The sequence below is a fragment of the Bradyrhizobium sp. CCBAU 51745 genome, assembly GCF_028128715.1.
GTDB classification, from domain to species: domain Bacteria; phylum Pseudomonadota; class Alphaproteobacteria; order Rhizobiales; family Xanthobacteraceae; genus Bradyrhizobium; species Bradyrhizobium manausense.
Genome location: NZ_LBJP01000078.1, coordinates 44,286 through 56,469, shown reverse-complemented (window position 1 = coordinate 56,469; position 12,184 = coordinate 44,286). Strand labels below are relative to the sequence as shown.

Annotated in this window: 9 protein-coding genes and 2 pseudogenes; 6 read left to right on the top strand and 5 right to left on the bottom strand. The window is 64.9% G+C overall.

Annotated features, from left to right (window positions below):
- Window positions 1-28: 28 nt before the first annotated feature.
- From XH98_RS20745 to XH98_RS20725, 5 genes and pseudogenes are all read left to right on the top strand, one after another.
- Window positions 29-916, top strand: coding sequence for a TPM domain-containing protein (locus XH98_RS20745; RefSeq protein WP_271619728.1), 888 nt, complete (start codon window positions 29-31; stop codon window positions 914-916).
- Window positions 917-918: 2 nt separating this feature from the next.
- Window positions 919-1,416 (top strand): TPM domain-containing protein, encoded by a 498-nt coding sequence (locus tag XH98_RS20740; protein ID WP_220006179.1) that lies wholly within the window; start codon window positions 919-921, stop codon window positions 1,414-1,416.
- 410 nt (window positions 1,417-1,826) lie between these two features.
- Window positions 1,827-2,850 (top strand): annotated as a pseudogene (locus tag XH98_RS20735) (hypothetical protein).
- Between the two features lie 93 nt (window positions 2,851-2,943).
- Entirely contained in the window at window positions 2,944-4,482 is a 1,539-nt protein-coding gene (locus tag XH98_RS20730; RefSeq protein WP_271619727.1) for a hypothetical protein, read from the top strand.
- A gap of 26 nt (window positions 4,483-4,508) precedes the next feature.
- Entirely contained in the window at window positions 4,509-4,673 is a 165-nt protein-coding gene (locus XH98_RS20725; RefSeq protein WP_271619726.1) for a hypothetical protein, read from the top strand.
- Between the two features lie 157 nt (window positions 4,674-4,830).
- Here the strand turns inward: XH98_RS20725 and XH98_RS20720 are convergent.
- Both XH98_RS20720 and putA read right to left on the bottom strand, forming a co-directional pair.
- Window positions 4,831-6,035: pseudogene (locus tag XH98_RS20720) on the bottom strand (CaiB/BaiF CoA transferase family protein).
- Between the two features lie 329 nt (window positions 6,036-6,364).
- On the bottom strand, window positions 6,365-9,364 hold the full coding sequence (gene putA / locus XH98_RS20715; protein ID WP_271619725.1) for a bifunctional proline dehydrogenase/L-glutamate gamma-semialdehyde dehydrogenase PutA: 3,000 nt from the start codon (window positions 9,362-9,364) through the stop codon (window positions 6,365-6,367).
- A 114-nt stretch (window positions 9,365-9,478) separates the two neighbouring features.
- On the opposite strand from putA, the gene XH98_RS20710 reads away from it, so the two are divergent.
- Window positions 9,479-9,940: an Lrp/AsnC ligand binding domain-containing protein gene (locus XH98_RS20710; RefSeq protein WP_057744667.1), complete on the top strand. Its 462-nt coding sequence runs from the start codon at window positions 9,479-9,481 to the stop codon at window positions 9,938-9,940.
- 168 nt (window positions 9,941-10,108) lie between these two features.
- Here XH98_RS20710 and XH98_RS20705 read toward each other — a convergent pair whose 3' ends face one another.
- The 3 genes from XH98_RS20705 to sorA form a co-directional block, all read right to left on the bottom strand.
- Window positions 10,109-10,309, bottom strand: a complete 201-nt coding sequence (locus XH98_RS20705; RefSeq protein WP_008134691.1) for a cold-shock protein — start codon at window positions 10,307-10,309, stop codon at window positions 10,109-10,111.
- A 196-nt stretch (window positions 10,310-10,505) separates the two neighbouring features.
- A complete protein-coding gene (sorB, locus tag XH98_RS20700; RefSeq protein WP_271619724.1) occupies window positions 10,506-10,814 on the bottom strand; it encodes a SorB family sulfite dehydrogenase c-type cytochrome subunit in 309 nt (102 codons plus the stop codon).
- A 12-nt stretch (window positions 10,815-10,826) separates the two neighbouring features.
- Window positions 10,827-12,026, bottom strand: coding sequence for a SorA family sulfite dehydrogenase catalytic subunit (sorA, locus tag XH98_RS20695; protein WP_271619723.1), 1,200 nt, complete (start codon window positions 12,024-12,026; stop codon window positions 10,827-10,829).
- Between the last annotated feature and the right edge of the window lie 158 nt (window positions 12,027-12,184).

Below are 12,184 nucleotides of genomic sequence, written 5' to 3'. Positions count from 1 at the left end.
ATACTGGATCGCCCGGTCAAGCCGGGCGATGACAGCGAGGGTGTGGCAAACGATCATCGTAATCGCCCTGCTGCTTGGTTATTCATCCTCCGCCTTCGCCGACGTCGCTGTCCCCCAGCTCACCGGCCGCGTGGTCGACCGGACCGGCACGCTATCGAGCAGCGACATCGCCGCGCTGTCGCAGAGGCTGCGCGATTTCGAGACGCGCAAGGGCAGCCAGCTCGCGGTGCTGATCGTGCCGACGACGGACCCGGAGACGATCGAGCAGTTCTCGATCCGCGTCGCGGAGGCCTGGAAGATCGGCCGCAAGAAGGTCGACGACGGCGCGATCCTGGTGGTCGCCAAAAACGACCGGCACTTGCGCATCGAGGTCGGCTACGGCCTCGAAGGCGCGCTCACCGACGTCACGTCGCGTCGGATCATCGACGAGGTCATCACGCCGAAATTCCGGGAGGGCGATTTCGCCGGCGGCATCTCGGCCGGCGTCGACCGGATGATGCGTGTCGTCGACGGCGAGCCGCTGCCGGCTCCCTCGCGCAGCGTGAATTTTGCCAATCTGGACGACATCGGGCCGCTTGCTCCATTCGCCCTGTTTGCTTCACTCATCGTCGGCGGCATCCTGCGCTCGCTGCTGGGACGGCTGCTGGGCTCGGTCGCAACCGGCAGCGTGATCGGCCTCCTGGCACTGCTCATTCTGGGATCCGGTGCGCTGGCCCTGCTCGCCGGGATCATCGCCTTTGTGCTGTCCTTCATCGCCGATCTGTTTCCGGCATCGACAGGACCGTCGCGGGGCGGATCGTGGTCGAGCGGCTCCTCCTCCGGCGGCTGGAGCAGCGGGTCGTCGTCCAGCGACAGCGGCAGCTTCAGCGGGGGCGGCGGCAGCTTCGGTGGCGGCGGCGCCTCGGGGAGCTGGTAGTCATGGGCATCGGGCGTATCACCAGGCATCTGCTCCAGCACCATTGGCGCGCGAAGCGAGTGTTTCCGCAGGATGTGCTCGACCGTATCGAGCAGGCGATCAAGCAAAGCGAAACCACGCATTCCGGCCAGGTTCGTTTCGTCGTCGAAGGCGCGCTCGACGGCCGACCGCTATTCCGCAATCAGCACGCGCGCGAGCGCGCGCTCGATGTGTTCTCGCATTTGCGCGTCTGGGACACCGCGCATAACAACGGCGTGCTGATCTACCTGCTGCTCGCCGACCGCGACGTCGAGATCATCGCCGACCGCGGCATCGATGCGAAGGTGGGCGCCGCCGGCTGGGAAGCGATCTGCCGCGCGATGGAGGCCGAGTTCGCCGCGGGCCAGTTCGAGCGCGGCGTAATCGCCGGCATCGCGGCGGTGTCGCGCGAGCTGGCGAAGCATTTCCCGCCGGGAGGGGTGCATCCGAACGAGCTGCCGGATAAGCCGGTGGTGATGTGAGCTCCTAGGGAACGCGAACACTAACCCTTCACCGTCACCCTGAGGTGGCCGCCCCTTGGCGGCCCTCGAAGGGCGACAGCCCGGCTGTATCCTGGCCGTTCACCCTTCGAGGCTCGCCCCGCAATGCTTTGCATTGCAGGCCTCGCACCTCAGGATGACGGGTTGGCGGTTGCGCTCGGTGTTCCGCCTCAATCATCCAGCTTGTTCCAATCCCGCACCGCCTGCCGCGGGGCAGCATCGTCTGACGATTTGTTGCACGCCGCCACGCCGGTTCCATTTTCCCGACCCAATTCGGCCTCGGACGAGTTCCTAAAATTTCGGTAAGCGGGTCCCGAGGTAAGGAATTCGCAAGCAATGAAAGTTACCAAAAGGTCAACCTAGACTGGAGTATTTGAGCCGTGAGCGAACCTATGTCCGACCTGGCCGGCCAAGGGACCAATGACCGGGCGAACGACCGGACTGGCGCCGTTGACGCCGCCGCCGGCCTCGAGGCCCCCTCGATCGCCCCCGACCATGAGACGCCGCCCAAACCTGATCCGGTCAAGGCGGATGCCCCGAACGTCGAGCCGCCAATGATCGAGGTCCCGAAGTTCGAAGCTCAAGCCGAACCCAAGCCCGAGACCAGAACTGAGACCAAAGCAGAGGCAGATCCCGGCAGGCTGATCGTGATGGCGCCGGCGGCGCGGTCCTGGGACCGCGAAGAGTACGCCCCGCATGTCAAGGCCGAGGAGATCAGCGACACCGGCAGCAAGCGCCGCCTGTCGGCGATGGCCGCGGTCGTCGCGATTGCAGCTTGTGTCGGCGCCGTCAGCGGCGCGCTTGCAACCGTCGGCATGATGCATTTCGCAGCCAGCCCGGCGCCGGTCCAAGTTGCCGATACCAGCCCCCCCCGACGCCTCCGTCGCCCGGATCGATGCCGATATCGTGGCGCTCAAGGCCAATGTCGAGCACACCTCGAAGACCGGCCTCAGCCAGTTCAACCGCGCCAATGACCGTCTCGACAAGCTCGAGAAGGCGCAGGCCGAACCGCTGGCCAGGCTGGCGAAACTGTCGGAGACCGTCGACAAGCTCCGCGCCACGCCGCCGGCTGCCGCCCCCGTGCAGGCCGCCGCCGCGCCCGCGAAGGAGACCACTGGCACGATCGCGCCGACCCCGACCCAGGTCGCGACGGCCGCAGCTGCGCCGGCTCCCGTGCCGCCCGCGCCTGCCGCGCCCAAGACTGAGGTCAAGACGGAAGTCGGCCGCCTGCCGACGATCGACGGCTGGAGGCTCCGCGACGTCGCCAATGGCGGTGCGTTGATCGAAGGCCGAGGCGGCCTGTACGAGGTTTATGCCGGCGATCCCATCCCCGGTCTCGGCCGCGTCGATGCGATCCGGCGCCAGGACGGCCACTGGGTGGTGGTCACGCCCCGAGGTCTGATCGTCGCGCGCTAAACGTCCGATATGCGACTTTCGAAGAGGCGCTTCACCACCGTGTGAGGCGCCTTTTTGCTTGAATAGGCTGTCAGGCGCGGTGTTAGTGGAGGCATGAGCCGCGCGCTGCGAATTCTCCTAGCTGGCATATTGTTGTTGGGCAGCGTCATGTCGCTCTCGGCAGCGGAGAACGCGCCGCTCGTCCGCGGCACAGCCATCACCGATCCTGATGTGCTGAAGAGGCTCGATCAGGACGACGTGCTGACGATCTCGCGCCTGCTCTGGCCGGAACGCAATGCGAATTTTCCGCTGACGAACGATCAGCTGTTCGCCTGGCTGCCGCAGCTCAGGGACATTCCGCCGGCCATCGATGCCGAGTTCGATCGCTACATCGCGCGGCATAAGGCGGTTTCGCCGAGCGAGACCATCGGCGTCGGCGACGGCTTTGACGTCCAGCTGTTCGATCGCCTCAGTCTGAAATCCGCCGACACACGCTTCGTGCTGGCCGGCATTGTCAACCGCATGGACCGCGCCTACGTGTCTCAGGAGTCCTGCGGCGAGATCCGCCTGATCTATCGCCTGGCGCGGTTCGGGCCCGGGCCGGATGGTGGCAGCACCGCGACGCGCCTGCCGATGACGTTGAACCTGGTGATGAAGGCGCGCGATGCGCGCCAGACCGATGGAAGCGGCAAGCCCATCACCTGCGTCGAACTGGCGCGGCGCTGGCTCGAGAATGGCGACTGGCAGAGCCTGATCGGCAGCCGCACTGCGCCCTACGATGCGATGATCGATCGCATCGAGACCAATATCCAGATCTCGATCGCGCCAAAATCGGCGCTGCACGATTTCCGCTCCGACTATCTGCTCAAGGTGTTCAAATACGACGCCGCCACCAAGACCTTCGTGGAATCGACGCTGGAGAACCAGATCGACCGCGACCGTATCCTGGCCGATGATGCGCTCCGCCACGACTTCAAGGCCTGGCTGCTTGAGCTCGCGAATCTGCGCGAGTTCGATCGCGGCACGGTGCAGATCCCGGAGCAATATCTCGCCAAGGCGGCCGTGGCGCCGACGCCTGCCGGGCTCGATGGCTCAGCGTTGCAGCCGGAGTTCGGCTTGGTTGAAGGCGAGCGCAACAGCGATCCTGTCTTCACCGATGATGACATCGTCGGCGCGCTGAAACAGGCGGCCGCGCGCGGCATCAGCATGGAGAACATCCGCTCGGTCGCGGGCTTCCAGCGCCGTCTCAACGATGTCACCTGCTCCGGCTGCCATCAGACCCGCGGCATCGGCGGGTTTCACTTTCCGGGCGTGGATTGGCTGACGGAGGGGGCGTCGACCGCCACCATTGTGCCGGCCTCGCCGCATTTTGTCGGCGACCAGCTCCGCCGTCGCGACATCCTGACCGCCTTTGCGACCGGCAAACATCCTGATTTTTCACGCGGATTTGCCAGTCGTCCGCAGACACGCGGCAGCCGGGAGCTTGCCGGGACCGAATATCAGGACGGCTGGGGCGCGCATTGTTCCCTGCAAAATGCGGGATCGGGAACGGCCGACAAGAGTTTTACGTCATGGACCTGTGCCAAAGGTCTCACCTGTCAGGCTGCGGCGGCTTCAAACCGCATTGGCATGTGCTTCATCAAGACGCGTTAGGCCGCCCCAACCGATTTGGATGATCCATGACGGATACCAGCGACGCCAACAAGCAGCGCAATCGCCAGATCGCGCGCAATGAAGAAGCCAAGCAGGTGACCGGCAGCGTCCGCGTCAGCATCTGGGCCGTTGCGGTCTTCGTCATCGTCGGCGGCATCCTGTTCACGCTCGGCTGGCTGTCGCTGCGTTAGAGCTCTTTCGACTGAATCCCGGACCGAGCCGCAAGTTCGCCTCGCTCCGCTTGGGACCTCATGCGGCATTGGATTTTGTCGATGACCATACCGCGCGATTTCCACGTCGTCATTGCTGCGCTACGCTCGCAATGACGGGGTTAGAGAGGCCCGCCCCTTACCCCACAGCCCCCTTCGCTCGCAGCTGCTTGATCTCAGCCTCGTCGTATCCCGCGCCACGCAAGATTTCGTCACTGTGCTCGCCGACGCCGGGCGGCTTGCGCGGCTGCACCTTCTTGCTGCCGTCGATCCAGATCGGAGAGTTGATGGTGAGCATGGTGTCGTTCTCGAACGGCACCAGCACCTCGTTGTCGAGCATCTGCTTGTCATCGGGGATGTCGTCCAGGATGGCGACGATGCCGAACACCAGGCCATTGCCGTCGAGGATCTTGCGCCATTCGGCGAGATCCCTGGTCGCAAAGGTTTCGTCAAAGATCTTGATCAGCTCGACCGAGCGGGCGTGACGGTCGGGCTTGGTGGCAAAGCGCGGATCGTTGATCAGGTCCTCGCGTCCGAGGCATTGGCGAGCGTCGGCCACTGCTTCTCCTCGCTGAGCAGCGACAGGATCAGCCAGCGGCCGTCCTTGCACTGATAATGGTTGGCGACGGCATTGAGCGCGCGTTCGCGCGGGCGTCGCTCGCCGAACTTGGCGCCGCAGAGCTTTGCCTGCGCCAGCACGCTTGCCGCCCACACGCCGTTGGCCATCAGGTTGGAGGCGACATGCGAGCCCTTGCCGGTCTTCTCGCGCTGATAAAGCGCGGTGACGATGGCACTGTACAGTGCCATGGCGCAGGGATGATCGCCCATGCCGGCGACGGAGCGGGCCGGCGTCGTGTTGGGATCGGCGCGGACGAGGTCCATCAGGCCGGAACGCGCCCAATAGGCGTTGCTGTCGAAGCCGGGCTTGTTGGCTTCCTCGCCCTTTTCGCCATAGCCGGTGAAGGAGGCATAGATCAGCCGGTCGTTGAGATGGGCGAGATGGTCATAGGTGATGCCGAGCTTGGTCCGCACCGGCGGCGGCATGTTGGTGATGAAGACGTCGGCCTCTTCCACGAGTTTGTAGAGCACGGCCTGCGCCTCCGGCTTGGAGAGATCGAGCGCGAGGCTCTTCTTGTTGCGGGCCTCGAGCAGCCAGGCGAAATTGTGCTCGCCGGTGGGATAGCCGGGCAGATTGGGCAGATTGCGGTAGGGATCGCCAGCGCCGGGCGGCTCGATCTTGATGACATCGGCGCCGAAATCGGACAGCACGGTGGCCGCCGCGGGCGCCGCGATGAAGCTCGCGCAGTCGAGAACCTTGAGCCCTGCAAAAATGCCTTTTTCCATCGCGGCGCTGCTCCCTCGCTCTTGTTGTTTCCCGCCGGCTGGAATTTCTGCGGGTCGCTCGCGGAGGCATTAGACCGATGTTTCACGAGGATGCAACGGCACCAGGCGCAGGGCTTCGCTGCGGATGTGAGCGCGCCAAACCATCTCCCGTCACCCTGAGGTGCTCGTCCTGCGGTGTACGCAGGACGAGCCTCGAAGGGCGAGGGCCCGGCTGCATCTCGGCCGTTCATCCTTCGAGGCTCTCCATGGCGCGCTTCGCGCCCGATGGCTCGCACCTCAGGATGACGGGGCACGTGTTGCGCATGTTGTGAATCAATTCGAGGGCAGCCTCACTCCTCGCCTGCGAGCAGGGCGGCGTTGCCGCCGGCCGCGGCCGTGTTGATGGTCACGGTCTGCTCGGTAGCGAAGCGCGTCAGATAATGCGGGCCGCCGGCCTTCGGGCCGGTTCCGGACAGGCCATTGCCGCCGAACGGTTGCACCCCGACCACGGCGCCGATCATGTTGCGGTTGACGTAGATGTTGCCGATTTGGACGCGGTCGATGATGGCCTCGACCGTGTCGTCGATGCGGGAGTGGATGCCGAGCGTCAGCCCGTAGCCGGTGCGCTCAATCGCCTGCAGGACTAGCGCGAGGGTTTCGGCCCGGTAGCGCACCACATGCAGGATGGGGCCGAACACCTCCTCGGTGAGCTGGCTGGCATCGCGGAGCTCGAAGATGTGCGGCGCGACGAAGCAGCCTTCGGGCGCGATGCCCGCAAAGTGCAGCCGCGCCTCCGTCTTCATCCGCGCGATGTGGGCATCGAGGCGTTGCTTGGCTTCGGCATCGATGACAGGACCGACATGGGTCGCGACCTCCGCGGGATCGCCGATCCTGAGTTCGCGCGCTGCACCCGCGATCATCTCGATCATGCGGTCAGCAACGTCCTCCTGTACGAACAGCAGCCGCAGCGCCGAGCAGCGCTGGCCGGCGGAGCGAAACGCCGAGGTGACGACATCGTCGGCGACCTGCTCGGGCAGCGCGGTCGCATCGGCGATCATGGCATTGATGCCGCCGGTCTCGGCGATCAGCGGCACGATCGGTCCGTCCTTGGCGGCGAGCGTCCGGTTGATATGGCGCGCAACCTCGGTCGAGCCGGTGAAGACGACGCCGGCGATATCGGGGTGTGCAGTCAGCGCCGCGCCGATGCGGCCGTCGCCGGTGACGAGATGCAGCGCGGTTTTGGGAATGCCGGCCTCATGCAGCAGCGCGACAGCCTCGCGCGCGATGCGCGGCGTCTGTTCGGCGGGTTTTGCCACCACGCTGCTGCCGGCCATCAGCGCCGCCGTGACCTGTCCGAGAAAAATCGCCAGCGGAAAATTCCACGGCGAGATCGCGACGAACACGCCGCGGCCGCGCATGGCGAGCGCATTGCTCTCGCCGGTCGGGCCCGGCATCGCCGTCTCGCCGCCGAACAGTTTTCGCCCCTGCGCGGCGTAGTAGCGGCAGAAATCGGCGGCTTCGCGCAGCTCCGAGAGCGCGTCGTCGAGGGTCTTGCCGCCTTCCGCTTGCAGCAGCGCGATGAAATGCGCGCCGCGGCTCTCAAGCAGATGCGCGGCCTGCTCCAGCGCCGCCGCGCGGGTCCCTGCCGGCGTCCGGCTCCATCCGGCAAAGCCCGCGCTGGCCGCGGCGATCGCCGCCGCCGCCTGCTCGGGCGTTGCGTCAGCGATAGGCTTGAGATCAAGCTTCGCCGCCTTGACGTCCGCGAGCAGCCGATCGAGCGCTGCGCGTTCGCCGAATTCGATGCCGGCAGAATTATGCCGCTCCGGCGCGAACAGGTCGCCCGGCAGCGGGATTTTGGCGTGATGCGCGTGATCGGGCCGCACGATGAGATCGACCGGACGCTTCAACAGCGCCGTAACAGGCACGCGATAATCGGCTGCCTGCGCCACGAAGGAGGAATTGGCGCCGTTCTCCAAAAGACGCCGCACCAGATAGGCGAGCAAATCGCGGTGGCTTCCGACCGGCGCGTAGGTGCGGTAGGCGATCTCGGGGTGATCCTTGGCGAGCTGCTCGTAGAGCGCTTCGCCCATGCCGTGCAGGCGCTGGAACTCGAAGCCGCCGTTAGCGCCGGCGAGCTCCAGCACCGTTGCCACGGTGAGCGCGTTGTGGGTCGCAAATTGCGGAAAGATGCGCGGCCGCAAGGCGAGCAGCTTGGTGGCGCAGGCGACGTAGTTCAGATCCGTCATCGCCTTGCGCGTGAACACCGGATAGCCGTCGAGCCCGCGTTCCTGCGCGCGCTTGATCTCGGTGTCCCAATAGGCACCCTTGACCAGCCGCACCATCAGCTTGCGGTCATGCGCCCGCGCGAGGTCGTGAATGTAGTCGATCACCGCGCCGGCGCGCTTCTGATAGGCCTGGATCGCGAGCCCAAAGCCGTCCCAGCCCGCCAGCGAGGGATCGGCGAGCGTCGCCGCAATCACGTCGAGCGACAGCTCCAGCCGGTCAGCTTCCTCGGCATCGACGGTGAAGTTGAGGTCGTACGTCTTGGCGCGCCGGGCGAGATCCAGCAGTTGCGGCACGAGCTCAGCCATCACACGATCGCGGCTGATTGCCTCGAAGCGCGGATGCAGCGCCGAGAGTTTCACGGAGATGCCCGGCCGGTCGGGCAGGGCATGGTTGCCGGCGGCCTTGCCGATGGTCAGAATCGCGCTGGCATAAGCGTCGAAATAGCGCTTGGCGTCTTCAGCCGTGCGCGCGCCTTCGCCGAGCATGTCGAAGGAGTAGCGCGGCTTCTGGCCGGAGCGCGGCTTGCCCCGCTCCAGCGCCTGTTCGATGGTTTCGCCCAGCACGAAATGATTGCCCATCAGCCGCATCGCCTGGCGCGTCGCAGTGCGCACCGCCGGCGCGCCGAGCCGCTTCACCAAGCGGCCGATGGTGCCGTCGGGCGTCTCGCCGGGCTGGATCACCCGCGCCGACAGGCCGAGCGCCCAGGCCGAGGCGTTGACCAGGAACGCGGTGGACTTGGTCTCGTGATGGATGAAGTCACCCTCGCCGAGCTTGTCCTCGATGAACTGATCGGCGGTGCGGGCATCCGGCACGCGCAGCAGCGCTTCCGCCAGCACCATCAAAGCGAGGCCTTCCTTGGTCGAGAGCGCGAACTCGCGCAGCATGTCCTCGACGCCGCCGAGCCGGTCGTCGCGCTTGCGGATCGCCTCGATCAGCCCCCTCGCCGTGCGGTCGATCCGCGCTTCCTGCTGTGGGCTGAGATGCGCCGTCGGAAACAGCCGCGCCGCGATGTCGGCATCATCAGGGGCGTAGGGTGCGGAGAAGGGCGGCGGGATGGTCGGCATGGCGTGTCCTGTGGCTAAGATCCAGGATAAGGCCCGCGTGTCCGTAGTTCGATAGACAAGATAGCCATTTTGCCTTAAGAAATGAAGATGATAGGCACTCTGGCCAGATAAAATATGGAACTCGATCGTATCGACCGGAGAATCCTCTCGATTTTGCAGGAAGATGGGCGAATCGCCAATGTCGAACTCGCCGAGCGCATCGGCCTGTCGCCGACCTCGATCGGCGAGCGGCTGAAGCGCCTGCAGCGCGAGGGGTTTGTCGAAGGCTATGGGGCGCGGCTCAATCCGCACCGGCTTGGCCTCGGCCTGCTCGTGTTCGTCGAGGTGCTGCTCGACAAGACCACACCGGAGAATTTCGAGCGCTTTGCGCGCGCGGTCAAACTCGCGCCCGAAGTGCTGGAGTGTCACATGGTTGCAGGCGGCTTCGACTATCTGGTGAAGGCGCGGCTCGCCGACATGACCGCGTATCGGCGCTTCCTCGGCGAGACCTTGCTGTCGATGCCGGGCGTGCGCGAGACGCGCACTTATGCGGTGATGGAGGAGATCAAGCGCGACGCACCGTTGCCGGTGGGCTGACCACATGCGGTCGCGATTGTCGTTGCTGCGGCGTCGATCGGCGATCTCTCGAGGCCAATAGCCCTCTGCGCGCAATCGCAACGCCTGTCGTCGAATGCACGGATCGTCTTCTGAAATTTTCTTGGCCTCACTCCCGGACAGATCCGGGAGGCAGCAAAAGCTGGCGGCTTATACTTTGAGGTTCTCTGCGGAGGTCTTGCCCCGGTTTGCGATCTCTTCGTATTCCACCGTCTGTCCTTCGTTCAGGGACGACAGACCGGCTTTCTGCACTGCCGAGATATGCACGAACACATCTTTGCCGCCCGACGCAGGCTGGATAAATCCATAACCCTTGGTCGGGTTGAACCACTTGACCGTACCTTTAGCCATCACGACTTCTCCGCGGGTCTTCCTCCGAGATCACGAACCGCCAGTCCCCGCCAACCGGCCGGTTCGGTCCTACAGGATACGCGGAATGTGGCGGGCTTGGTAGATCAAACCACATCCGCATTTTGCCGAAATTCGCTCAACTTCGCGGCGTTTTTGCCTGATTTGCCCGTTTCGCGGTCAATTGAGCCCGAGGCCGTCAATAAGTCGCGGCCAGATAGTCCACGATCTTGCCGACGTCGGCATCGTCGATCGGCGCGCCATAGACCTTGATCATCTTGGTCACCTCGGCCTGCCAGAACGCTTTTTTGTCCTTCATCGGCGGCTGCGTGGCGATGTAGTCGGACGAGTGGCAGGCGGCGCAATTGCCCTGAACCACCTCGAGATTGGGCCCCGGCTTGAAGGTCGCGACCTCATCCGGCGTCTTGTAATTGACCGGCGCGGCAGGGGCCGAGCCCACCACAGTGACAAATGCAAGCATGGTGGCGAGGAGAACGGTGCGCTGCATGATCATTCTCCCTCAGGCGACGGTGACGCGGGTGGTTTCGACGACGTTGCGCAAATAACCCGCGGGGTTCCAGCGCGGTGTGTCCGGCTGCGTCTCGCCGGAATTGCTGGTGGCGCGCACCTTGAGCTCAAGCTGGCCGGCCGCGAGCTTCACCGGCAGCTTCCATTCGCGGAACGAGTAATTGCCGAGATCCTTGCCGAGCTTGGCGGAGGTCCATGTCTTGCCCCCATCGGTGGAGACCTGGACGTCCTTGATGCCCTTGCCGCTGTCGAAGGCGATGCCGCGCAGCGTTGTGCGTCCAGCCTTCAGCCTAGCGCCATCGGTCACGCTGGTGATGAAGGAGCGGATGGTGAAGCGGTTGATCGGGATCGTCGCCTTCGGTGTCGTGCCGGGCTCGACCGAATTGTCCGGGGTGTCGGGAATCCGGTAGGCCGACTTCATCCAGAAGCCGTCATAGACGCTGTCGATGACGGTGATCTCGTTGAGGTGCTTGACCCAATAGGTGCCGTAATAGCCGGGCACCACCAGGCGCAGCGGGAAGCCATTGAGGAACGGCAGATCCTCGCCATTCATGCCATAGGCCAGCATCACCTCGCCATCGGTGGCGTGCGCGAGATCGAGCGCCTTGACGAAATCAGGCGTCTTGTCGCTGACCGGGCCATCCATGCCGCCGAACACGACCTGCTTCGCACCGGCCTGCACGCCGGCCATGGCGAGCACGGTCTTGAGCGACACACCGCGCCAGCGCGCATTGCCCATTGCGCCATTGGCGAGCTGGCCGCCGGCGACGCGCGGCTCGGAGAAGCCGCGGCTGTTGCCGGAGCACTGGTTGACGGCGACGATCTCGGTCGCCTTCATCGTCCTGATGTCCTTCAGCGACAGTTTCAGCGGCTTGTCGACCTTGCCCTTGACCTCGAGCGTGAACTTGTCAGGGTCGAGATTGTAGGGCAGATCAGCCAGGTGATAACGCACGAAGAACGCGTTATTCGGCGTGATCGGGCCGTCATTGAAGATCGCAAACGGCGTCTCGAGCTGCGGCGGGCGGCCGGTGAGGCCGATCATCGGCCGCTTCTGCGGATATTTCACCAGCGGCCGCTCGCCATTGGCGAACGGCAGGGTGACGGTGTCGAGGGCCAGCGCCTTGGTGGAATTCAGTGTGGCCGCCATGGCGGCAAGGCCCGCTCCTTTGAGCAGGTCGCGTCGGTCGAACATTCAGGTCTCCTCCCGGAGCTTTCGTTGGCTCGCGGTCATCACCGCAACACCCGCGCCCATCTGTCGCAACCATCAGGTTGAAGTCAATTCGTGCTTTCGCAGCAAGCCCGTGCCGCTGCGCTGCAGCAGGGTGGTGTTGGGCGAGATGCTTCCTTCTT

Excerpts from the sequence above, each read along its gene's own strand:
- XH98_RS20710 (WP_057744667.1), top strand. The coding sequence starts at position 9,479 with ATGGAACTCGATCGTATCGACCGGAGAATCCTCTCGATTTTGCAGGAA.
- XH98_RS20745 (WP_271619728.1), top strand. The coding sequence starts at position 29 with ATGACAGCGAGGGTGTGGCAAACGATCATCGTAATCGCCCTGCTGCTT.
- sorB (WP_271619724.1), bottom strand. The coding sequence starts at position 10,814 with ATGCAGCGCACCGTTCTCCTCGCCACCATGCTTGCATTTGTCACTGTG.
- putA (WP_271619725.1), bottom strand. The coding sequence starts at position 9,364 with ATGCCGACCATCCCGCCGCCCTTCTCCGCACCCTACGCCCCTGATGAT.
- XH98_RS20730 (WP_271619727.1), top strand. The coding sequence starts at position 2,944 with ATGAGCCGCGCGCTGCGAATTCTCCTAGCTGGCATATTGTTGTTGGGC.
- sorA (WP_271619723.1), bottom strand. The coding sequence starts at position 12,026 with ATGTTCGACCGACGCGACCTGCTCAAAGGAGCGGGCCTTGCCGCCATG.
- XH98_RS20740 (WP_220006179.1), top strand. The coding sequence starts at position 919 with ATGGGCATCGGGCGTATCACCAGGCATCTGCTCCAGCACCATTGGCGC.
- XH98_RS20705 (WP_008134691.1), bottom strand. The coding sequence starts at position 10,309 with ATGGCTAAAGGTACGGTCAAGTGGTTCAACCCGACCAAGGGTTATGGA.
- XH98_RS20725 (WP_271619726.1), top strand. The coding sequence starts at position 4,509 with ATGACGGATACCAGCGACGCCAACAAGCAGCGCAATCGCCAGATCGCG.